The organism is Streptomyces sp. NPDC037242 (assembly GCF_055604165.1).
In genome coordinates, this window is the sequence record NZ_JBVJUY010000027.1 from 1 (window position 1) to 22,044 (window position 22,044).

General features: G+C 73.4%; 19 protein-coding genes. 8 read left to right on the forward strand and 11 right to left on the reverse strand.

Annotated elements, in window-relative coordinates; all coding sequences use genetic code 11:
• Positions 1–202 precede the first annotated feature (202 nt).
• Positions 203–994 carry an FHA domain-containing protein gene (locus tag ACZ7GJ_RS27565; RefSeq protein ID WP_470755593.1) on the reverse strand — a complete coding sequence of 264 codons (792 nt, stop codon included), beginning with the start codon at positions 992–994 and terminating at the stop codon, positions 203–205.
• 55 nt (positions 995–1,049) lie between these two features.
• A complete protein-coding gene (locus tag ACZ7GJ_RS27570) occupies positions 1,050–2,252 on the reverse strand; it encodes a DUF4185 domain-containing protein (RefSeq protein ID WP_470755594.1) in 1,203 nt (400 codons plus the stop codon).
• 308 nt (positions 2,253–2,560) lie between these two features.
• Between ACZ7GJ_RS27570 and ACZ7GJ_RS27575 the strand changes: the two genes are divergently transcribed.
• A complete protein-coding gene (locus ACZ7GJ_RS27575; protein WP_470755595.1) occupies positions 2,561–3,031 on the forward strand; it encodes a S8 family serine peptidase in 471 nt (156 codons plus the stop codon).
• Here ACZ7GJ_RS27575 and ACZ7GJ_RS27580 read toward each other — a convergent pair.
• On the reverse strand, positions 2,999–3,886 hold the full coding sequence (locus tag ACZ7GJ_RS27580) for a hypothetical protein (protein WP_470755596.1): 888 nt from the start codon (positions 3,884–3,886) through the stop codon (positions 2,999–3,001). The genes ACZ7GJ_RS27575 and ACZ7GJ_RS27580 overlap by 33 nt on opposite strands.
• A 259-nt stretch (positions 3,887–4,145) precedes the next feature.
• Between ACZ7GJ_RS27580 and ACZ7GJ_RS27585 the strand changes: the two genes are divergently transcribed.
• Positions 4,146–6,086: a caspase family protein gene (locus ACZ7GJ_RS27585; protein ID WP_470755597.1), complete on the forward strand. Its 1,941-nt coding sequence runs from the start codon at positions 4,146–4,148 to the stop codon at positions 6,084–6,086.
• A 45-nt stretch (positions 6,087–6,131) separates the two neighbouring features.
• On the opposite strand, the gene ACZ7GJ_RS27590 is transcribed toward ACZ7GJ_RS27585, so the two are convergent.
• Genes ACZ7GJ_RS27590 through ACZ7GJ_RS27605 form a run of 4 tightly spaced genes read right to left on the reverse strand, consistent with a single transcriptional unit; the run spans position 6,132 to position 11,542 of the window.
• Positions 6,132–9,089: a CHAT domain-containing protein gene (locus tag ACZ7GJ_RS27590; protein ID WP_470755598.1), complete on the reverse strand. Its 2,958-nt coding sequence runs from the start codon at positions 9,087–9,089 to the stop codon at positions 6,132–6,134.
• A gap of 1 nt (position 9,090) precedes the next feature.
• Positions 9,091–9,765 (reverse strand): RES family NAD+ phosphorylase, encoded by a 675-nt coding sequence (locus tag ACZ7GJ_RS27595; protein WP_470755599.1) that lies wholly within the window; start codon positions 9,763–9,765, stop codon positions 9,091–9,093.
• A 2-nt stretch (positions 9,766–9,767) separates the two neighbouring features.
• Positions 9,768–10,451 carry a hypothetical protein gene (locus tag ACZ7GJ_RS27600; protein ID WP_470755600.1) on the reverse strand — a complete coding sequence of 228 codons (684 nt, stop codon included), beginning with the start codon at positions 10,449–10,451 and terminating at the stop codon, positions 9,768–9,770.
• Complete coding sequence (locus ACZ7GJ_RS27605; RefSeq protein ID WP_470755601.1) at positions 10,448–11,542, reverse strand: macro domain-containing protein; 1,095 nt, start codon at positions 11,540–11,542, stop codon at positions 10,448–10,450. The genes ACZ7GJ_RS27600 and ACZ7GJ_RS27605 overlap by 4 nt, the downstream gene beginning before the upstream one ends.
• A gap of 888 nt (positions 11,543–12,430) precedes the next feature.
• Between ACZ7GJ_RS27605 and ACZ7GJ_RS27610 the strand changes: the two genes are divergently transcribed.
• Entirely contained in the window at positions 12,431–12,649 is a 219-nt protein-coding gene (locus ACZ7GJ_RS27610) for a hypothetical protein (protein ID WP_470755602.1), read from the forward strand.
• On the opposite strand, the gene ACZ7GJ_RS27615 is transcribed toward ACZ7GJ_RS27610, so the two are convergent.
• Positions 12,604–13,617 (reverse strand): LysR family transcriptional regulator, encoded by a 1,014-nt coding sequence (locus ACZ7GJ_RS27615; protein ID WP_470755603.1) that lies wholly within the window; start codon positions 13,615–13,617, stop codon positions 12,604–12,606. The genes ACZ7GJ_RS27610 and ACZ7GJ_RS27615 overlap by 46 nt on opposite strands.
• Before the next feature lie 112 nt (positions 13,618–13,729).
• Positions 13,730–15,502, reverse strand: coding sequence for an ABC transporter substrate-binding protein (locus tag ACZ7GJ_RS27620; protein WP_470755604.1), 1,773 nt, complete (start codon positions 15,500–15,502; stop codon positions 13,730–13,732).
• A 207-nt stretch (positions 15,503–15,709) separates the two neighbouring features.
• Here ACZ7GJ_RS27620 and ACZ7GJ_RS27625 point away from each other — a divergent pair, with 207 nt between their 5' ends.
• Together ACZ7GJ_RS27625 and ACZ7GJ_RS27630 are read left to right on the forward strand one after the other, a co-directional pair.
• The gene (locus ACZ7GJ_RS27625) at positions 15,710–16,975 is read left to right on the forward strand and encodes an alpha/beta fold hydrolase (RefSeq protein WP_470755605.1); all 1,266 of its coding nucleotides are present in this window, start codon (positions 15,710–15,712) and stop codon (positions 16,973–16,975) included.
• A gap of 84 nt (positions 16,976–17,059) precedes the next feature.
• Complete coding sequence (locus ACZ7GJ_RS27630; protein WP_470755606.1) at positions 17,060–18,226, forward strand: M6 family metalloprotease domain-containing protein; 1,167 nt, start codon at positions 17,060–17,062, stop codon at positions 18,224–18,226.
• A gap of 52 nt (positions 18,227–18,278) precedes the next feature.
• Here the strand turns inward: ACZ7GJ_RS27630 and ACZ7GJ_RS27635 are convergent, their stop codons facing one another.
• A complete protein-coding gene (locus ACZ7GJ_RS27635) occupies positions 18,279–18,899 on the reverse strand; it encodes a TetR/AcrR family transcriptional regulator (RefSeq protein WP_470755607.1) in 621 nt (206 codons plus the stop codon).
• A 92-nt stretch (positions 18,900–18,991) separates the two neighbouring features.
• On the opposite strand from ACZ7GJ_RS27635, the gene ACZ7GJ_RS27640 reads away from it, so the two are divergent.
• From ACZ7GJ_RS27640 to ACZ7GJ_RS27650, 3 genes are all read left to right on the forward strand, one after another.
• Positions 18,992–19,429 (forward strand): DUF4345 domain-containing protein, encoded by a 438-nt coding sequence (locus ACZ7GJ_RS27640; RefSeq protein ID WP_470755608.1) that lies wholly within the window; start codon positions 18,992–18,994, stop codon positions 19,427–19,429.
• A 211-nt stretch (positions 19,430–19,640) separates the two neighbouring features.
• Positions 19,641–20,354 (forward strand): DUF4386 domain-containing protein, encoded by a 714-nt coding sequence (locus tag ACZ7GJ_RS27645; protein ID WP_470755609.1) that lies wholly within the window; start codon positions 19,641–19,643, stop codon positions 20,352–20,354.
• Positions 20,351–21,406, forward strand: a complete 1,056-nt coding sequence (locus tag ACZ7GJ_RS27650) for a hypothetical protein (protein WP_470755610.1) — start codon at positions 20,351–20,353, stop codon at positions 21,404–21,406. The genes ACZ7GJ_RS27645 and ACZ7GJ_RS27650 overlap by 4 nt, the downstream gene beginning before the upstream one ends.
• Here ACZ7GJ_RS27650 and ACZ7GJ_RS27655 read toward each other — a convergent pair.
• Positions 21,391–22,035, reverse strand: a complete 645-nt coding sequence (locus ACZ7GJ_RS27655; protein WP_470755682.1) for a response regulator transcription factor — start codon at positions 22,033–22,035, stop codon at positions 21,391–21,393. The two genes, ACZ7GJ_RS27650 and ACZ7GJ_RS27655, sit on opposite strands and share 16 nt — an antisense overlap.
• Between the last annotated feature and the right edge of the window lie 9 nt (positions 22,036–22,044).

A 22,044-nucleotide genomic window follows, 5' to 3' on the forward strand; every position in this document is an offset into this window, starting at 1 on the left:
CAGAGGGGGGGGGGGGGGGGGGGGGGGGGGGGGGGGGGGGGGGGGGGGGGGGGGGAGGGGAGGGGTGTGGGGGGGTTGGGGGGGTGTCTCTGCCACCTCTCTCTTTTTTTTTTTTTTTTTTTTTTTCTTTTTTTTCTCTCCCCCCCCCCCCCCCCCCCCCCCCCCCCCCCCCACCCCCTAGCCCGCCCGGCGGCCCGGAAGGTCACGACCGGGCCCCGGTCAGGACGGGCGCGCCCCCGCGGGGGCGGGGCGGCAGCAGGGTCAGGTGCTCCTCGCCGACCAGGCCGAAGCGGAGTGCGAGGGCGACGAGGGCCTCCCGTTTGCCGTTGCGGCGGCTGCCGCGCCCCGGGTCGGCCGGCTCGGCGAGCCGGAGTTTGTCGCCCGCGAGGTAGTCGATGTGCGAACTGACCGCGCGGGCCGTCAGCTGCCCGAACTCCGGGTGATTGCGCAGGCGTTCGACGACCTGGGGCGTGGTCGGGAGGGCGATGGCCGATTCGTCGCGCAGCCGCGGCTCGCACAGTGCGACGAGCACCAGGAAGTAGGCGGCGGTCTCGTCCAGGGAGTAGGCCGTGAGGGTGCGGGTGCCCCACGGGCCGTCCACGCCGGGGCGGTCGAGGTAGAGGTGTCCGGGTGCGAACACCTGGAAGGCGACCGCCCGGCCGCGCCCGGGCAGCACGACCCGGGCGAACTCGAAGGGGATCGGGGCCGCCGCCCGGCGCGGCGGCACCCGTAGGTACTCCCCGGCCCCCTCCGGGTTCTCCACCAGATAGCTCTGGGTAGGGCTGTGGTTGGTGAGCTGCCAGTGGTCCTGGGTCACCCGGATCTCCCCGGCGAGCCGGGAGACCGCCGGGTCGTGGAGCAGCAGCTCGACCGGGACCGCGGCCGAGCCCCGGCCGAACCGGGCCACTTCCCCCGGTCCGAGCCGCATGGTCATCCCGTCGCCGTCGGTTCCGGTGTCCGGATCCGCCGGGAGGTGAATCACGATCCCGCTCACGCCGCCACCTCCATGGTCGCCGTATCCGCTGTCCGCCATGCGATGTCTGCTACGGCTACGGCCTGATGCCGTCGTACTGCAGGACCCGATAGGCCGACTTGCCCGCCACGTCCCACTGCGAGGCGATCAGGGTCAGCGACGTCGAGCTCGCGCTGCCGGGGTGGATGTACCCGCCGTAGAGGAAGGGGAGCTGCGGCCTGCCCCAGTGGTGCGGAGGCCTGGCGTCGCCGACGATCTGCGGGGTGGGCGCGCTCCACGCGGCGTCCGGCCGGGCCGCGGTGCGCGTGCAGATCGAGTAGTCGTCGACGTCGAAGTAGCTCATGCAGTACCGGTTTCCGATGCGCTTGACGGAGAACTCCCCGATGTTGTGCCCGGAGAGGATCACCGACGGGCCGACGGCGGTGGTCCACTGCCAACGCCCGTCGAGGAAGGCCCAGTTCTGCTGTGCGCCGAAGTTCCCGGCGCGGAAGTCGTCGGGCCAGATCCGGAACAGCTGGATCGCGCCGCCGTCGCCCCAGTTGCGGTGGCTGCCGTTCCAGCGCTTGGAGAAGATGTACAGCCAGCCGTCGGGGTCGATGCCGGCGAACGACCACATGCCGTACATGGACTGGTTGGCGCCCTGTACGTCGCCGGGCCAGTGGTACGGGTAGTCGTGCCACGTGATGCCGAAGTCGTCGGAGTAGGCGACGCCAGACATGAGGGAGCCGTCGTACCCGTGGGGCGGCTCCCAGGTGGTCACGGACGTGTACTGGATGTAGGTGCGACCGCCGAACTCGATGCAGTCGTTGGGGATGCGGCTGGTCTCGTAGCCGTACCCGTTGTCCTGGTTGTGCTGGTAGTCGAAGAGCTGCCTGGCGTCACCGCCGGTGGGCATGGCCCAGGTGAAGGAGATCGGGGTCCGGCCGGAGGCGTCGAAGCGGTCCTGGTTCAGCATCACGGGACACCCGAGGGTGGGCCCGCCCAGCGCGGGCTCCGGCCAGGCGTCACCGAAGACGTAGCCCCAGGTGTTGTCGTGTTCCCGGTAGTACGGGATGGCGAGGTCCCCGGAGCCGAGCCCCTGCCTGCTCGCCGAGTCGCCGGGCTGCTCGCACAGCGGTGTGCCGGTCTGGAGCAGGGCCGCCGGGGCCCGCCGGCCGTCGGCGGCGGCCGTGCCGGGAGCGGCGCCGAGCAGCCCGGCTCCCAGGGCGAAGCCCATGCCGGCCTTGAGGGCTCCCCGCCGGGTGGTTCCGTGGGGTTCCCGCTGCGGTGGGATGGACATGGATTGATCCTCCGTGTGTATCGGGGCCGGAACCCGGCGCAGGGTTGAAGCGTGGCCCCCACACGGACTGTTTGTAGAGTAAGTTTCTAGACAATAATTCTAGTTACTCGGCTAGGGGCCGAAGGCCGGTGCGACGCCGCAGACTTCGTACCGGGCCTGGGCGAGTGCGAGTGCGAGTGCGGGGTCCGGGCGGCGCGGGCCGCGCGGCGCCGGGCACCAGCGGTGTGCCGCGTGGTCCAGTGCCCACTCCAGCTCTCGGTTTCCCGTACTGGACGGCCACTCGGGCGCGACGCTGAGGTTCAGCCGGCGTGATCACGGTCGTGGCGGCCGGGAACCAGGGCGCGCTCGGGACCTCCGTGATCACCCGGCACCCGTGGACCGTCCCGGTGGTCGCGTACGACGCGCGGGGGCTGCCGATGAACCTGTCCAACCTGGGGGGATCGATCGGAGTACGGGGCATCGGCGCGCCGGGAGAACGCATCGCGGGCCTCGGCGCCGACGGCCGCCCGCTGGTGCTCACCGGTACGAGCGCGGCCGCCCCGTTCGAGGCGGGCACCGTCGCCCTCCTGCCGTCCGAGTTCCCCGCGGCCCCACCGGCCGAGGTGCGCTCGGCCGTCCTGCGCACCGGCTCCGTGAGGCGCAGGACGGTGGTCCCGCCCGCCCCTGCTGGACGCCTGGGGTGCGTACACCACGCTCGCCCGGAGCGTGCGGACCGCCCGGTAGTCCGTACGCCCGCAGGCGGGGCGTCACTCCCAATAGCCGCTCCCCGGCGCGGTTGAGGGCCCGGGGCCAGGCGCGTACCCGGGCCCAGGCGCGTACCCGGGCACAGGCCCCGGCTCCGGCTCCGGATCCCGCCCGGCGCGGTGCCTCGGCGCCGGCTCGGGCGGGTCCTGTGTCAGGCCCAGGCCGCGCCTGCGCAGCAGTACCAGGTCGGCCGCGCTCAGACCGATCACCGTCACCAGGCCGGCGAGGGCCAGCGGGTCGCCGAGGTTGTCCGGGGTGGCGATGACACCTCCGACGAACCGGTCGGTCACGACCGCCGCCACCGCCACGAACGGGGCCGCCAGCGCGGGGAGGGCGGGATGCGCGTTGGCCGCGTTGAAGACCGTACCGGCGACGCTGAACGGGACGAGCAGCAGGTACGCGACCGCGGGGGGGAAGAGCACGATGGCGCACAGGAGGCGTACGAACTCGGAGCCGTAGCCGCTGATGGCCTGCATCGACCAGAACAGGAAGCCGGCGGCCGCCAGCAGCGCCAGCAGCACCGTGACGGGCCCCGGAGCGGTTCCGCCCTCGTGCCGTACGAAGAACAGCCGCAGGAAGCGGGCGGTGCGCGCCCCGGGGCGCCCGACCGACACGTACACCGAGGCCAGGACCACCAGCGCGACGCCCGCCACGGCCGCCATGACGGAGTACTTGGCGGCGACCGCGTTCATCCAGCCCATCACCCCGTCGGTGGCGAAGCCGTACCGGTGGGCCAGCGTCAGGACCACCGCGGCGGTGGCCAGGGAGCGGGCCACCGCGAAGGCCGAGATGGACGTGCGCCGGAAGATCAGCACGATGCTGAGACCGACCAGCGCCCATGTGCCCGCCATCTGCACCAGCCAGACGATCAGGGCCCAGATGAAGCTCATATCGCGGCCTCCGTCCGCAGCGGCGCGGCAGATCTGACGGTCGGCCCCGGGGGCGTGGGGCGGCGTTCGTCCATCGGTGGATCCCTTCTGCGTTGCATGGCGGCCCGAGGAATCGGGGCGTGCTGCCGGTCATTCTCAGCACGCGGGGGAGCCGGGGGAATGCGGGGTCCGGGACGCGCCCGGAAGGCGCCCGGAAGGCGCCCTGGCGGCAACCGGCCGCAACAGTACGGCAGTTCCGCGGTTCTGCCATGCTCGCGCCATGCCTTCCTTGTTCGCCCTCTTCGTGGGCATCGACGAGTACCCCAAGAACGCGCTGGCCGGCTGCGTGAACGACGTGGCGGCCGCGCGCTCGCTCCTCCAGGAACGGCTGCGGCCCGGCTGGTCACCGGAGTTCGTCTCGCTGTACAACGCCCGGGCCACCCGCGACGCCGTCGCATCGGGCATCACGGACCACCTGGGCCGCGCCCGCCCGGGCGACACCGTGCTGTTCTGGTTCAGCGGACACGGCAGCCGGTTCCCCTCGGCCCCCGGCGACCTGCGCGAGGGCACCGGCGAGGACCAGGTCCTCGTCTGCGCCGACAGCCTCGCCGACGGGGGACAGCCGTACTTCGCGGACAAGGAGCTGGGCGCCCTCCTCGACGCCGCAGCCGGGCGGGGCGTACACGTACTGGCCGTCCTGGACTGCTGTTTCTCCGGTGGGGCGAGCCGCGGCGTCCGGCCGCGCGGAGTGGACTGGCAGCCGTGGTGGACACCCGCGCCGAGCGGATCGGCGACGCGCGACGCCCTGGACGCGGGCGGTGAGCGGCCCCGCCGGCACACCGTGCTCGCTGCTAGCAGGCTCAACGAGGAGTCCTACGAATCGGGGCAGTCCACCGACTGGGGCTACTGGCCCGACCCTGCAACCGTTCAACGGGAGCGCATGCACGGCGAGTTCACTCACGCGCTGCTTGCCGCACTGCGTACGGGCGGTGTCGTCGACCCGACCTACGGCGCCCTGCACTCCGTCGTCGAAGCCGCCGTCGCCAGGTCCCTGCGTGCCCGGCCCGGACCGGCCTTGGAGCAGCACCCCACCCTGCACGGCCCGGGCGGGGAGCGCTTCCTGTCCGGCGCCGCCGCGCCCGTCACCCCGTACCGGCTGCGCCACGACGGGGTCCGCGGGTGGGAGGTGGACTGCGGGGCCGCCCACGGACTGGCCTCGGTGGGCGCCGAGTTCGTGCTGACGGACGCCGGGGACAGCGGCGGCTACGCCGAGTGCGAGGGCCGCCGTGCGGCCCCGTCGCGGACCGTACGCGTCCATGAGGTCCAGGCCGAGCGGTGCCTCGTCAGTCCGGTCGGCTGGCTGCCCGGCCCCGGGGACCTGGTGCGCGCCCACCCGGTCACTCCCTCCGCCCTGGCCTTCGCCCCGGTGCGGGTACGGCTGAACGGGCAACCCGGCCTGGTGGAACCGCTGTTGCGTGCCGTCGGGGCCTCGCCGCTGCTGACCGCCGACACGGCGGCACACTCCCCGGCCGGGCTCGGCCTCGTCCTCGACGTAGACGTGGACGGGCATGCCGAGGCGGCCACCGGACAGGTCCGGGTGCGCGGCGCGGCGGGCCACCCCTCGGCCGCAGCCCCGCTGCCGCTGCACGGCCCCGAGGACGCCGCGGCCGTCGTCGACCTGCTGGAACACCTCGCGCGCTGGCACCAGTTGCGGGCCCTCACCAACCCGGACCCCTCCCTGTCCGAGCAGGTCCGCATCGAGGTCGCGGACGTCCACGGTCAGCCGCTGCCCGCACCCGGCGGAGAGGTCGCGCTCACCTACGACCGGGACGGGAACCCACCCCGGGTGCGCGTGGCGATCAACAACACGTCCGCGTACCCGCTGTGGTGCACCCTGCTCGACCTCACCGACGAATACGCCTGCGACCCCGGCCTGTACGCCGATTTCATCGGCCCCGACCGCTCCGTCCTCGTCCAGCAGGGCAAGCCGGTCTGGCTGTTCCTGCCGCCGGGCCGCCCCCAGGTCGGCGGTGCCTGCGTAACCGACTGGCTCAAACTGATCGTCGCCGACGCGGAACTGAACCTGGACCCCTTCCGGCTGCCCGTCTGGAGCCCCCCGGCCCGCCGCGCGCGCAACGTCTCCGCCCACTACTCGCCCTCGCTGCCCGCCGCCTCGCGGTGGGGCACCACCATGGTCGCCCTGCACACCCGGGTGCCCTGAGCGGGGGACGCGCCGCCGGGCCGGGCGGCGCGTCCCCACCCCGCCTCACCACCCCAGCGCGGTGAACCCCGCCCAGCCCGCCACGTCGTCCCGTACCACGTCGCGGACCAGGGCGGCGAGCTGATCCGGCATCCCCGGCGGGGCCACGCGCTCCTCGTCGAGCATCCACAGCTGGGCCCGGTGGACCGCGCGGGCGGGGGAGAGCTCCTCGCGGCACATCGCATCGTGGGTCATGTACATGAGCAAGGACGTGGAACCGTCCGGAACCGGCCACAGGGTGCCGACCACCGATCGGGCACCCGCCACCAGGAAGGCCGCCGCGAGGCTGTACGCCTCGTCGTGCCCGCGCCCCGACACCTGGGTGACGCACGCCGCGAGGAACACCTCGTCGGCCGTCGGCAGACGACCGGCCGACTCCGCGACCTCCTCGGCGCTCAGCCGTGTCCCGTGGGCGAGCCTGAGCAGCGCGCTGTGCCGGCCGCCCGGCTCCACCAGCCCGTGGCAGGCCAGGTGCAGGATGCCGCCCGGACTGCGGCGCAGCCGGGCCGCGACCTCGTGAGCCGTGCCCGCCGGGCCTTCCAGCAGCACCCCGTGCGGATGGAACACGCGGTGGACGGCCGCCGCTTCCCGGCCGGCGTGTTCGAGGTTCCCCTCGGGGTTGCCGACCACCAGGACCGGTCCCGAGGCCCGCTCCCGCGGGGTCCGGGGGCCGCGGTCCGCGATTCCGCACAGCATGCGGGCCGAGGGGGCGTAGGAGATGCGCAGGTCCTGCACGGCGTACCGGCGTGTCCGCCCGCGCAGCCCCGCCCGTACCTCCCGCCAGGCCGCGTGCCACGGCACCAGGCCCAGCACGCCCACGGGGATCAGCACGACCGACGGCTCCGCGGCCGAGGAGCCCAGGGCGTCGACGATGTGCCGCACCGCCACGTCCCACGCCCAGCCGCACAGCCGGTCCAGGGCCGCGCGCCGGATGTCGGGCGTCGCGGCCTGCGTCGCCGCGACCGCCGCCGCGTGGTCCTGCTGGGTCCCCGCGATCCTCCCGCCGCCGGCCGGGGCCAGGTCCAGGTACTCCCTGAACTCAGGGGCCTCGGGCAGCAGTTCGGGCAGTCGGATCGTGCGTAGGCTGCCGTCGGGCAGTACGCACACGGCCGCACCGGGCACCGGCTCGTCCCGCAGCCCGTCCGTGCCTCCGGGGATCAGGTAGACGAGCGCGCCCGCCTCCGTCTTGTCCAGGGCCGCGCCGATCTCCTCCGCGGCCGGCGGGTCCAGCAGCCGCCTGCGGTACGGGGAGTGCCCGAGGGCGTCGAGCACTTCGCGGCGCAGCGGTACGGGCCGCTCGTCCCCTCCCGCGTTCAGGTCCCCCACGCCGAAGGGGCCGCCGGCCGTGACCAGTCTCGCCGCGGGCGTGGTGCTGCTCCACTGCGCGGCCAGGTCCGCCCGCCCCAGCTCGGTGAGCATGTCCGGTACGGTCGCGGCGGTCCGGGCCGCGTGCAGCAGCAGGCCCCGGCCCGCGTCCAGCGCCTGTACCGCCTCCGCGGGGCGCTCGTCCTCCAGGCACCAGCGCGCGATGTCGAGGGCCCGTTCGGCGGCGCGCGAGCCCGCCTGCGTCGCATGGTCGGTACCCGACTGGAGGAGCACGCTCCAGGCGAAGCCCGGCAGCGCGGCCAGCCCGGTCGACCGGGCCCTGGCGCGCAACTGATCCCGCTGGCGGGCGGTCAGGCCGGGCAGCAGGGAGCGGTACCGGTACCCGCTGGCGAGGCTGGTGCCGATGGTCGCCCACTGCGGATGCGCGGGTCCGCCGCTCGCCGCCAGGGCCCGTTCGAGCAGGACGGTGCTCTGGACCATGTGGTCCACGATCTCCCGCGCGAGCGGCGTGCCGTCGGCCAGCAGCCCGGGGTGGGAGTCCCGCAGCAGCGCGGCCCGCAGCAGGTGCGCCGAGCCGAGGGCGGTGGCGCAGCGCACCCACGGGTCGTACGCGCCGTACGCGCCGTACGGGCCGTCGGGACTGGGGTCCAGCTGCGCGAGGCAGCCGGTGAGCAGGCCGATGCCCGTACGCGCCCGCTCGGGGTCGAGGGCCGCGACGGCGTCGGCGATGAGCGTCATCGCGTGGTCGAGCACCTCGTGGGCCGGCGCGCCGGGCGGCGGCGCGGCGCGTTCGGGCAGGGGTGCGGGCGCCGGCAGGGTGCCCGACTCGCGGGCTGCGAGCAGGCGTTGCTTCCCGAGGTCGTTGGTGAGCCACGCTTGCGCGCCCGCACGGTCCAGGTGGTCTTCGGGGACCCCGCGCAGTGCGTTCTCCTGGTCGAGGATGCACGTCGCCAGTTCGTCGGTGTCATTGCGACGGTAGGCGAGTTCGGCGCGAAGCGTGGCGTGGAAGGCCGTGAAGTAGGCGCGGTTGCCCGGATCGAGCTCGACCTGGGCGAGGGCGCTCGCGAACTTGGCCGCGGCTGCCTCCAGTTCGGCCTCGCCGCCGCTCTGCTGGGCGCGTTCGGCCTGCTGGGCGGCGTCCAGGAGCGCGGCCTTCGAGGGGTCCGCCGCCGGGAAGCGGGCGGCCCTGGAGAAGGCGGGGTCGGCCGGGTCGACGCTGCGGCCGGTGGTCCCCTCCCCGAGCGACGGCGCGGCGCCGAAGTCGGCGTCCTGGTCGCACAGTTCCAGGACCATCGCCGCGTTGTGCAGGACCTCCCGCCAGCGGGTCTCGTCGAAGGCGCCGAGCCCCGCGTGCAGGAGCTCCTGGCGGGCGGGCGCGTCCAGGTGGGGGCCGCGGTACCGGGCGACGGCCGCGACCTGGAGGAGGTCCCCGGCGAACTTGGCCCGCCTGAAGCCGGGTTCGAGCCCGCGGAACCGCTCCACGAACACGGCGAAGGCCCGGTCGGCGTCCGTCTCGCCGGCGGCCCGGGCGACGGCCGCCCGTACGGCGGCGAGCTCGCTGCGGCCGTAGGACCCGCTGCCGGCGGCGCCCTGCAACTCGTGCAGCAGCGGGGTGAGGTCGTACGGGTCGGGCAGCACGTCAGCGTCCCCTTCCGGCCGCGGGCGGGGCGACCTGCGCGTGGTAGCGGCGCAGGACGCCGTTCAGCCACTCCTCGCCCCCCGGCGTGTCGAAGTCCTGGGCCGCCACCCCGTACGGTTCGACGGCCGGACCGTCGCACCGGTCCTCGAACAGCACGGCCACCTCGCCCTCGGGCTCCCGCTTCGAGCGCCAGACGAAGCCCTGGGCCCAGGGCTTGGTCTGCTCGCGGATCCAGTGGCCCCAGTCCCGGGTCTGCGGGTAGTCGGCCGCCTCGGCCTGCACCAGCCAGGTGTCCTGCGCGACGGCGGCCAGATCCCCGGCGCTGAGGAGCGACACCACCTCCGTGTCGCGGACCAGCCGCAGGAAGGACAGGCTCCGCCCGGCGACGGCCGAGCGCGGGACGATCCGGTGCCCGCCGTCCGCCGGGAAGGGGAGCGAGCGCAGGAAGGTCTCGCTGACCGTCGCTCCCAGGTGCAGGCCGACGTACAGGAAGCCGTACGGGTGGTAGGGCGTGCTGTCGAAGCGCCCGCCGCCGTACAGGCTCCGGGCCGGGACGGGGTTGAAGCCGGCCGGCGGGCGGCGGGTGGAGTGGACGCGCAGTACGGGGGTCCCCGCCGGGTAGGTGATGCGCCGCGGAACCCCCGGAAGGAATTCCGGAGGCGGTGTGTTGGGCATCCTCAGAACCCCCCTTCGGCCGGGTCCCGCAGAGCCGCGGCCAGGGAGCGCAGTACGTCGTCCCGCCCGGAGCCGAGCAGCCGGGCCGGCGCGGTGCCCAGCCAGGTGTGCCCGGACAGCCACCACTCGGCCGCGCCCCAGGGGTCGGAGCCCGACTCCAGCAGGAGGTTGACGTCGAGGACCGCCCGGTAGGGCATGCCCGCGGCCTCGAACTGGAAGGCGGGGTAGCGTGCGGCGCCCGCGAGGTCAGTCAGCCGGATCAGCCGGTCGTCGTCGGGATCCCCGCCGAGGTCCTCGAGCTGCTCCGCGCCCAGGGCCGGCTCGCGCAGCAGGCGGTCGCGTACGGGGCCGAGGAGCGGGCCGACCATGGGGTTGCGGTCGACGACGAGCAGACACAGGTCGGCCCACTCGAACCCCGGGGGGCCGGGCGGCTCCTGCGGGCCGTCCCAGAAGCGCCCGCCTTCGCCGTACCGGCCGCGCAGGTGCGCCGCGTCGTCCTCCGGCAGGCCCGAGAGTACGGTTTCCACGGCCTGCCGGGCGAGTTCCTCGGCGGCCCGCGTCCCGGGGGCGAGGGCGCGCAGCGCGGCCAGTTCGGCGCCCAGCAGGGCGGTGGCCGCCTGGTCGAGCAGAGGCGCCAGGCGCTGCCAGGCGGCGGCGAAGGCGGACAGGGTCGTGAACGGGTTCACCGGGTCCCTCCGGGCAGGCGCAGGCGCTCGCCGGTGAGCGCTTCGGCGATGCTGTGGGCCACGCTGATGCGGCGGGTCACCAGGTGTACGGCGATGTCCCGCCGCGGGTGCGCGCAGAGCGCCGCGCCGAGCGCGTTCGCGGCGGTGGCGGGAGGCAGCCCGCCCCGGCCGGCTCCGATCAGAGGGAAGCACACGGAACGCAGCGGGCGGCCGCCGGGCACGGACCGCCCGGGCTCTGCGGCCGCCCCGGATTCTGCGGACTCTGCGAATTCTGCGGACTCCTCGGCCATCAGGTCGAGGACGCGCCTCGCGGCGGTGGCGATGTCCTGGGCCTGGACCCCGTAGTCGTTGGTACCGGCGTGCGGTACGGCGACGGCCGCGTGGTAGATGCGCCGGATGCCGCGCGTGATCAGGGCTCCGGAGCCGGTCGCGGCGACGGTTCCGGGGTGCACCGGCCGGCGGATCGCCCCGTACCGCTCGCGCCAGGCCCGGAGTTCGTCGTGGAGCGGGTCCTCCACGACGTCACCCGCGGCGTCCCGGCGGGCGGCGGCGCGGCGCAGGGCGGCCGCCACGGACCCCTTGTGCATGGGCGGCAGTTCCAGATGGACGTTGGACGGGGAGACGACGACGTCCATGTCGGTCAGCTCCGCTACGGACCGGATGTGCAGCGTGACGTCCAGGGGCCGGCCCTGGTCGCGGCAGTGCAGGACGTGCTGTCGAAACCGGGGCGGGAGCGCCGCTTCCGGCTCACGGACGGTCGGCCCCGCCGGCTCGTTCGACGCGGCCAGCCGGCAGATCTGCTGGGCAACCTGCTTGAGCACCTCGATCTCCTGCTTCTTGCGGAAACGCTCGTTGCTGAGGCGGTACACCTCGGCGGCCCGCCGCCGCCGTTCGTACGGGGGTGCGTCGCGCAGGTCCGGGGTGAGGCCCAGGGTGAGCGTCGCGGCCGCGTACAGGTCCCCGTCGAGCCCGGACACGGCACGCAGCAGCAGTTGCTCGATCGCGAGCGGCACCGGACCGGGCGCGAGGCCGGGCTGGGCGACGGTCACGGAGGTCAACAGCGGGAACTGCGCCTCGTCCAGCCCGACCACTCCGACCCGCCGTACCGTACGTAACTCCCCTGTGATTGACGGGACGTCATATTCTTGGATCTCTTGTGCCATGGCCCAAGAATCGGGCCGCGTGATCACGCCCGCAAGCGTTCTGACGGCCGTGGCCATGGGCACACCCTAGGCCCGCCGGCCAGGTGTCGCAGGGTCCTGCCCGGTCGCTTCCCGGTCGGATTCCGGTTGCTCCTGGGGTGCTTGGCGCACCTCCGCCAGGCAGACCCGCCCGTCCGGGTGCCGATCACCGAGTTGGACGCCGATCTGCTGCCGGTCGGCGAGCCGGTGTGCGGGGTGCGCTGATCGAGGTTCCGCTGGTCGTGCTGAGCGGCGAGCGGCGCGACACCCTGTTCGCAAGACCTCTGCCCGGCGACGAAGACGGCTCCTGTTTCCGGGAGTTGGGGCCGTTGCGGGCGATCGGCGCGCTGGCCTCCACCCGGACCGGGTTCCTGCTGGAGCACGCACCCGACTTCCGGGGCCCGGTCGCGGACCTGTGCCGGGCGGCTGCCGCGCAGTACGCCCGAGGGGATGCGGCCGCGTTCCGGGAGCGGTTCGCCTGCCGGGCTGCGCACCTGGAGCAGGACGCGGACCTGGACGTGGGCCGTGTGCGGCACGCCGGGCTGGTGCCCGCGTCCGAGGCGCAGCGGCTGCTGGCTCCGCTGGTCTACCTGAACCACATGTGGCGCCAGGGCGATCCGAACGCGGCGGTGGCGACCGGGCCGAGCCGGATGCCGGAACCGCTGGGCAGCCTGCTCGGCCCCGTGGCGGCGGCGGTGGGGCAACGACTGCCTGCGCGCCGCGGGCCGCACCCTGGACACGGGCGAGCGGCTGTACTCCCTGTTCCGGGAGGCCGGGCTACCGGGCCCCGAGCTCGCCGTGGCGGTGCCCACGCCGCAGGACAAGGAATCGGCCGTGGTGATGCTGGGGCAGACGCTGCTCACCGCGCTCCCCTTCGCGGAGGAGTCCGGCGTGGTCGCGCGGGGCGACTTCGACCCGGACACCCTGCTCGCCCGGCTCCGCGAGGAACTCCGGACCACCCCCTGCGCGGTCTACCTGGCCGAACTGGTCGGTGCGTGGACCCGCCTCCCCGCCTGATCCGCGGCCTGCCCGTCGGCGCGGTCCGGGTGCCGTCTGCGCCAGTCGGCATAGACCGGGCTGGCGGCGCAGGTGTCGAGGTAGCCGGCCGCCACCGTGCGCAGGATGTCCTCGCCGTGGGCGGCCAGCGGGCCGTCACGGTGCCAGGCCAGGACGTGGCGGTACCAGAGCGGGTTTCCCGACAGGGGACGGACGGCGATTCCGGGGGTTTGCGGGAAAGTGGCCTGGCAGAGGCTGACGGCCAGGCCCGCGCGGACCAGTTCGACCAGCTGGCGCCCCTCGGCCTCGTGCGGGGCGGAGGGGCGGCGGCCGGTCAGTGCGCACACGGAGGACCAGTACTCGCGGGTGCGGTCGCCGTCGGGCCGGGGCATCGCCCAGTCGTGATCGGCCAGTTCGGTCAGGGACACGGCCTCCTGGCCGGCCAGCGGGTGGGCCGCGGGCAGCATCGCGAAGACGGGCTCGGTGACCAGGGGGGTGAGAACCACCCCGTCGCGCGGCGGCAGGACCTGCTCCGGGTGGTCGCCGAGGACCGCCGCCTCCAGACGGCCGGCGGCGAGGTCGTCCAGGAGCGTGACGGGGGAGTAGTGGCACCGGGACGTCACCTCGGCCTCCGGCAGCAACCGCCCGACGGCCAGTACGAGGTGGCCGATGAGGGGAGCGCCGACCGATCCGACGCGGACCCGGTCGGGGGACGCCAGGTGGCGGGCCGCGCGGGCGGTGTCGGCGAGGAGCGCGTCGATGCCCGGCAGCACCGCGTGCGCCCGGGCCAGCACCAACTCGCCGAAGGCCGTCGGGGTGGCTCCGGCCCGGCGCCGGTCGAAGAGGACACCGCCGAGCATCGACTCGATGCGGCGCAACTGCGTACTGAGGCCCGGCTGGGTCATGGACAGCGTGGCGGCGGCCCGGGTGAGGCTGCCGGCCTCGGCGATCGCGCACACCACCCGCAGGTGCCGTACCTCCAGTTCCATGCCGCGCATGTTATGGAGCGGCGACGGCCTTCGGACAGGAGCCGGCTCCCATCAATCCTATGTGAAATGTCACACGCCATTACTCCGCCATCGCGAAGTCGCAGGAGCGGGGTCAGGTGCCGCTCTTCGCCGGGTCCTTGAGTCCGAGGGTGGCATAGTCGAGCTGGCCGCCGAAGGACGTGTGGCCGAAGGCGCCGGCGATGTTGGTGCCGAGCAGCAGCGGCATGCGCTCGATGACGGCGGGCGCCGTCGGGGCCTTGGCGAGGATCTCCCCGTCCAACTGCTGCCAGGCCTCGTTGGCCCGCGCCGTGTCCGTCATGGCGGCGATCTCGTCCATCCGCTTCATGGTCGCCTCGTCACGGAAGAGCGAGTGATTGCCGGAGTTCCCCTTCTCCTTGATGTAGCGGCCGTCGAAGAGGAAGGGCAGGAAGGTGGAGCCTGAGGGGTAGTCGGGGCACCAGCCGGTGTAGACGAGGTCGGCGCGGTTCTTGGTGTCGCCGATGGTGTCGTAGAAGGCCGAGGGGTCGACGGCGTCGATCGTGACCTTGATCCCCGCCCGGCCCAGGGACTGCTGGACCGCCTCGGCAACCCCCTTGTCACCGTTGGAGACGGTGAGGGTGGTCGTGAACCCTTCGGGCTTGCCCGCCTCCTTCAGGAGCCGCTTCGCCTTCTCCACGTCACCGGTGACCGGGATGCCCAGCGTGTCGGGCTGTCGGCCGCCGAAGAGCGAGCCGGGCATGAGCGCGGTGGCCGGGTCGTTGAGGGCCGGGCCGCCCGAGGCGGTCAGCACCGCCTCGCGGTCCAGGGCGTACTGCACGGCCTGGCGCACCCTGACGTCGTCGAAGGGGGCGCGGCCGGTGTGCATCTGCACCATCTCGGTGCAGTTGGTGTACTCGGCCAGCAGCCGCGCCCTGACGTCGGCCTTGGTGAGCACCTTGGGGGTGCTCTCGGGGCGCAGCTTGCCCCAGGAGACGGCGGAGGCGTCCACGTCCTCCGAGGCGATGAGCCGGTCGTCGATCTGGTTGGCCCTGAGCCCCATCACCACGACCAGCTTGTCCGGGTAGGCCTTGCGGACGGTGTCTGTCGCCGGGTCCCAGTGGGGGTTGCGGACCAGCACCAGCCGCTTGTCGCGGTCGTACGACTCGATCTTGTACGGGCCCGAGGAGAACGGGCGGCTGTCGTACTGGGCGCCTTTGTCCTGGGCCGCGGGCACGGGGGCGAAGGTGGGCAGGACGGTGGCGTTGGGGAACTCCGCGAAGGGCTTGCGGAGTTCGAAGACGATCGTGTGGTCGTCGGGGGTCTTGACGGAGTCGAGATGCTGCCCCTGGGCAGGGCCTCGGTAGCCCTCGGCGCCGGCCAGGTAGCGGGCGGCGTAGTCCGGGCCGCCGGGCAGGTCGGGGGAGAAGGACCGCTCCACGTTGTACTTGACGTCCTGGGCGGTGATCGGCGTGCCGTCCTCGTACGTGAGGCCCCTCTTGAGCTTGAAGGTCCATGTCCTGGCTCCGTTGGACGGCACACCGAGGTCCTCGGCGAGGTCCGGGACCAACTCTCCGCCCTGCCCGCCCGGTTCGGCCTTGTACGTGACCAGGGTGCGGTAGAGCAGCCGGGTACCGAAGTCCATGTCGCCGATCACCCAGTTGCGGGCCGGGTCGAGGTGGGTGAAGTCCTGGTTGGACAGGACGGTCAGCGTGCCGCCCTTCTGCGGAGTGCCGCCGACCGTGGCCCCCGCGTTGGCGAGTGCGGGGTTCTTCCCGTCCCTTCCGTTCCGCCCGTCCTTGTTCTGCTGACTGCCGCCGGAGTGGCCGTCGTCGGAACAGCCGGCCGTGCCGAGGGCGATGGTCGCCGCCAGGGCGGTGGCGACGGCGTGGAGCGTGCGCTTCTTCATCGGTGGTCACTCCGTGAGCAGTCGGGGTCCTGAGGACGGTGGAATGTGACCCGTAACATAGTTATGTGAAATGGCACCCACAAATGTCGCGCTTCCATAGCGCGGCGTTATGGGCAAGTGAGGGCTTCATGGCCCACGTTGACCGCGCCACGCTGTGATGCAACGTCACACGTCACTGTGCGGTCACCCCGGCCGCGAAAGGGACCCATGAACCCCGCCTACGCCACCGTCGACCACGTCTTCACCGTCCCCCTGGACCACGCGGCCCCCCACGGCCCGACCATCCAGCTCTTCGCCCGGGAGGTCGGCGACGTACGCCACGCGGGACGGCAACTCCCCTGGCTGCTCTACCTTCAGGGCGGCCCAGGCGGCAAGTCCCCCAGGCCTTCCGCTGGTTCGCCCGGCTGGCTGCCGCAGGCCCTCAAGACCCACCGGGTCCTGCTCCTCGACCAGCGCGGCACGGGCCGCTCCACCCCCGTCACCGCCCGGGCGGCCTCCCGCTTCGCCTCGCCGGACCGGCTCGCCGGCCATCTGGCCCACTTCCGCGCCGACTCGATCGTCGCCGACGCCGAACTGATCCGCCGCCGGCTGTGCGGGGACGAGCCCTGGGAGACCCTCGGCCAGAGCTACGGCGGCTTCGTCACCCTCACGTACCTCTCCCGGGCCCCCGAAGGCCTGCGGGCGTGCTACGTGACCGGCGGCCTGCCCGGCCTCTCGGCCACCGCCGACGAGGTCTACGCCCGCACCTACCCCCGGGTGCGGGACCGCGTCCGCGAGTTCTACGCCCGCTACCCCGAGGACGCCGCCCGGCTGCGCGACATCGCCCGCCTCCTGGCCGTCGCCGATGTCCGTCTGCCCGACGGAGACCGGCTCACCCCCCACCGCCTGCGCACGCTCGGCCTTGCCCTCGGCATGGGCGACGGCTTCGAGCGGATCCACTGGCTGCTCGACGAATCCCTCGACGAGGCCGGGAAACCGACCGACACGTTCCTGCACCAGGTGATGACACTGACCGGCTTCACCGACAACCCGCTCTTCGCCGTCCTGCAGGAGACCCTCTACGGTCAGGGCGCGGGACCGACCGGCTGGGCGGCGTCCAGGGCCATGGCCGCCTTCCGCGAGTTCGCCGAGGACGCCGACCCCCTCCTGCTCACCGGAGAAATGATCTACCCCTGGATGTTCCGCGAGATCAAGGGCCTGCGCCCCTTCGCTGACGCCGCCGATCTGCTCGCCGAACGCCCCGACTGGCCACCGTTGTACGACCCTTGCCGCCTCGCCGCCAACCGGGTCCCGCTCGCCGCACTCGTCTACCACGATGACATGTACGTGGACGCCGGGCTCTCCCTGCGCACCGCGCGCGAGGTCGGCGCCACCCGGGTGTGGGTCACCAACGAATGGGAGCACGACGGCGTCACCGCCTCCGGCGGCCGCGTGCTGTCCCGCCTGATGGACCTGGCCGCGGGCCGCGCGTAGGCCCTCGTACGCCCGCGTACTGGTGCCTCGCGCCCGGCGCGCCTGGTGCCTCGTACCACCCAACTCGCCTCCGACGGGAGAGACATGACCACTCCGCTCCACCACCACCTGCCGGCGCTCGCCACGGCCGTCGCCCTCATCTCCTGCCTGTCCGCCCCCACCGCGGCCGCTGCCCCCGGCTCGCCGCCCCCCGCCGCCGGCTGTGCGCTCCCCGGCCGGACCGGCTGGACGGACGAGGGCCACGACACCGACCGGACCCAGTTCCAGCCGGCCACCGGCACCCGCCGCGTCCTGACGCTGTACGTGGACTTCCCCGACGCCCCGGCCATCGACTCCACCGAGCCGTACGCCGCACACCTGGCCCCGGCCGCCGACTGGATGGGCCGCGCGAGCCACGGTCGTCTGCGACTGGAGAACACCCCACTGCGCCGCTGGATCCGGATGCCCGCCGACTCCACCTCCTACGGCTTCGCACGCGGCCTCACCTTCGAGGCCCACGAGAAGTACCTCCGCGACGCGATCACGGCCGCGGACCCCTACGCGGACTTCTCCCGCTACGACATGGTCTACGTCGTCCCCACCAGGAGGGCGACCGCCATCCCCTTCTCCCCGACCTACCTCTACGACCCGGCGACGCCCGGCATCACCGCCGACGGCACCCGCCTCAAATGGGCCGTCACCTTCGGGCAGGACATGTGGCGCTGGGGCCACAAGGTCGCGGCCCACGAAACCGCCCACACCTTCGGCCTGCCCGACCTCTACTCCTTCACCGGCGCCACCCACCAGTACGCGGGCGGCTGGGACGTCATGGGAGACATCGCCGGCCACGCCCCGCAGTACCTCGGCTGGCACTCCTGGAAACTCGGCTGGACCCGCGACGACCAGGTCGCCTGCCTGCCCGCGTCCGGCCGCCGGACGGTACGGCTGACCCCGGTGGAGCGGCCCGGCGGAACCAAGATCGCCGTGGTGCGTACGGGCGGGACGACGGCGTACGTGGCGGAGTCCCGCCGCGCCCAGGGCAACGACGCGGCCGCCTGCTCCACCGGCGTCCTCATCTACAAGGTCGACTCCGCCATCCCGACGGGCGAGGGCCCGGTACGCATCACGAGCCCGACCCCGACCTCTCCGACCGCCTGCGCCCCGGCTGCGTACGCCCCCGGGCAGAGCTTCACCGACCCCGCAACGGGCGTACGCATCGAAGTCCTCGCGGCCGACCGCACGGGAGACACGGTCCGCCTGACCAAGCCCTGACGCGACAGGGCGGGAGGGTCGTCGTTTCACCAGGCCCGCCGGTCGGGCCGGTTCAGGCCGGCGGGGCGGGCGGCCAGTCCGGGGCGGGGTCCTCGGAGAGCAGGGGGCGCAGGGCGCCGACCGCCGCGCCGATGCAGGTGTCCCGCAACTCGGTGCGGGTGCAGGTCTCGCGCGTGAGCCAGTCCACGCACAGCACCTGGACGAACACGAGCCAGGCCTGCAGTGCCGCGGAGACCGCGGCGTGCGTGCGTGCGTCGTCGAGCGGGAGCACACCGAGCAGGCGTGAGCGCAGGGCGTCGAGTTCGTCCGTCATGATCGTCTGGATGACAGGGTCGCCCGCCAGCACCCGGTTCGCGGCCAGGACGGCGTGGCGGTTGGGGATGAAGTAGTCGAGGTGGGCGTCCAGGCCCTGGGTGAGCTGCTCGACGAGCGTGGCGCCGGGGTCGAACGTGGTCGCCTCCAGCAGCCGGTCGCTCGCCTGCTGGTAGACCGCCGCGAAGAGGGCGTGCTTGCTCGGGAAGTGCTGGTAGAGCAGGGCGCGGGACACATCGGCCTGCCGGGCGACGTCCTCCATCAGTACGTCGTCGTACGGCGCGGCGGAGAAGAGCCGGGTGCCGACGGCGAGCAGCTGGGCGCGGCGGTCGGCAGGGGTCAGGCGTCGGCGGGGCGGCACGCACCCAGATTACTACTTGACACACGTCTATCAAAGAGGGCTACCCTGACGCCAAAGCTAAGTAGACACACGTCAACTAAGGGGGTGGAGTCATGGCCAAGGCGCTCCGGGTGTTCGCATGGGTGATGGGCGTCGCCTGCGTGGCGATCGGGCTGTTCCACGTGGCCGGCGGCAATGCCGCGATTCCGGGCGAGGCCGACGCCGGTCCCACTCTGGACAGCCTGGGCCGGTTCTTCGGCGCGATCTTCGCCGGGTACGGGCTGGCCTGGCTGTGGGCGGCCCGACAGGACCCCGTCCCGGCGAAGGTGGTGCGGTGGCTGGCGGCGGTGTTCCTGCTGGGCGGCGCGGGGCGGTTGCTGTCCCTGGCGGTGCACGGGTGGCCGCACTGGTTCCAGGTGGCACTGGCCGTGATCGAGCTGGTCTTCCCGCCGGTCTGGTTCTGGCTGGCGGATGCCGACGAGCGGGCGTCCCGGGAGCGGCGGCCTGCGCGTACTCCGGCCGCCGGGCGGTCCGTTCCGGATCCCGCCTGATCCGTGCCGCCCGGCACGGCACCGTACCCGCCGCGTTGTGGAGACACCGCGGTGCGGACTACTCCCGGCGGAGTAGCCGCACCGCCTCCCGCCGCGGGACGACCAGGGCGCCCCCGCAGCGGCATTCTGGCTGTCGCGCAGCGGGGTTCCGCGCCCACACCACCCGCGGGATCCCGCACGAATCGCCCTCACCGATGATCCAGGAGATGTCATGCATACATCAGTCCACGGGTCCCGCGCGGACTCGCTCCGGGGCGCGGCCCCGCGCCCGCGCGGCGCCGTCGCGCTGCTCACCGTCTCGCTCTCCTACGCCGTACTCACCGCCGCGTACGTCGTCACCAACCGCGCCACCCCGCAGCCGGACGCCTCCGGCCGCGACATCCTGAGCCGGTACGTACGCGACCACGGCACGGCGATCGACCTGGGCGCCTTCCTGCTGCTCGTCTCCGCCGTCCTCCTGGTGCCGGTGGCCGCCACCCTGGCCCGGCTGGTGCGGCGGGGGCAGGATCAGGGCGCCGCGGCGGCAGCAGTCCTCGCCGGCGGACTGCTGGCCAGTGGCGCACTGGCCTCCAGCGCCGCGCTCACCTGGACCCTCGGCCGGCTTCCGGAAGACGCACCCGCAGCCCTGGCACGTGCCCTGGCGGACCTGTCCTTCCTCGCCGGCGGTGTCGGATACGCCGTGTCCTTCGCGCTCCTGGCGGCAGGCACCTGTCTGGCGGCCCGCGGGAGCGGGACCCTGCCGCGCGCCTGCGCCACCACGGGGCTGGTCATCGCCGCCGCCGGACTGGCCGCCACCCTCACGCTCCTCGCCATCGGCTTCGGCTACCTGCTGCCCGTCGTCCGCTTCGGTGGCACGGCATGGCTGGTGTGGGCCGCGTTCGCACTGTTCCGCGCGCACCCGACCGCACCGCGGGCGAACGCATGACGGCGGGCGAGCACATGACGGGGGACGAACGCATCACCGCGGACGAACGCATCACCGCAACCTCGCCCGTGCAATCGCGCTGGGCCTGGCAGATCCCCGTCGGTGCGGCCCTGCTACTGCTCGCGTCGGCCGCCTTCCACACGGTCGTCCTCCTGCTCGCCGGCGGCCCGTGGGACGGCCCCGTCTCCTGGCGGAAGCCGATCACCTTCGGGCTGTCCTTCGGTACCAGCGTGCTGACCGTCACCTGGATCTGCCGGCTCCTCCCGCTCGCCGCGCGCACCCGTACGTTCCTCCTGGGCGCGTTCACCGCGGCGTCCCTGCTGGAGACCGGTCTGATCACCCTGCAGGCATGGCGCGGTGTCCCCTCGCACTTCAACACCGAGACCACCTTCGACACCTTCGTCACTCGCGCCCTCGCGGCCGGCGGCGTCACCCTCATCGCGGTCGTCGTCGCACTCACCGTCGCCGCACTGCGCCCCCACCCGACGGCCGCCCCCAGCATGCGGCTCGCGCTCCGCGCCGGACTGGTGGCGCTCACCGCCTCCATGGCGACCGGAGCAGTGATGATCGCCTACGGGCTGACACTGGAGGGCGCGGGCCGCGTGGCCGAGGCCTACCGGTCGGCGGGCTTCCTGCGCCCCGCCCATGCCGTCACCATGCACGCCGTCCTGCTGCTGCCCTCCCTGGCCTGGCTCCTGAGCCGTACCCGACGACCGGAGGCGGAACGGCTACGCCTGATCCGCCTCACCGTCGCCGCGTACGGTGCCGCCGTTGCGCTGGTCACCGCCGCCGCCGCGGTCGGCCTCACCTTCGCCACCCCGGCCACCGCAGCCGCGGTGAGCGCGGGGGTCACGATGGCTCCCGCGTTGGCGTTCCTGGCGTTCGGCGCATCGCCGGGCGTACGCGAGAACCGCAGTTCCACCGAGCCCGGCGACCGGGAACCCACCCCTGGCCCGCACCGCACCGCCCTCGCCGCCGGCCTTGCGGAGGGTGTTTCAGATGGTGGTGAGGTTCATGCTGTGGAAGCGAGCTGTCGTCAGCCTTTGAGGTAGGTGAGGACGGCGAGTACCCGGCGGTGCTGGGCGTCGTCGGGCGGCAGTCCGAGCTTGGCGAAGATGTTGCCGATGTTCTTCTCCACCGCGCTGGAGGAGACCACCAGTCGCCGGGCGACGGCCGTGTTGGAGCAGCCCTCCGCCATCAGCGCCAGGATCTGCCGTTCACGTACGGTCAGCGCCCCAAGGGCGTTGCCGCGGCGCTGCCCGGCCAGCAACTGAGCGATGACCTGGGGGTCGAGCACCGTCGCGCCGTGGGCGACGCGGTCCAGCGTGTCGAGGAACTCCTCGATCCTGGCGACCCGGTCCTTCAGCAGATAGCCGACAGCGCCGGAACCGTCCGCGAGCAGATCGGCGGCGTAGGACACCTCCACGTACTGGCTGAGCACCAGCATGGGGGTGCCGGGCAACTGTCTGCGGGCCGCGATCGCCGCCCGCAGACCATCGTCGGTATGGGTCGGCGGCATCCGTACATCGACGACCGACACGTCCGGGCGGTGTGCGAGCACCGCCTCGACCAGGGCAGGACCGTCACCGACCGCCGCCACCACCTCGTGACCGTCCTCAACGAGCAGGCGGACCAGGCCCTCGCGCAGCAGCACCGCGTCATCGGCGACGACGATCCGCAGCGGATCTCG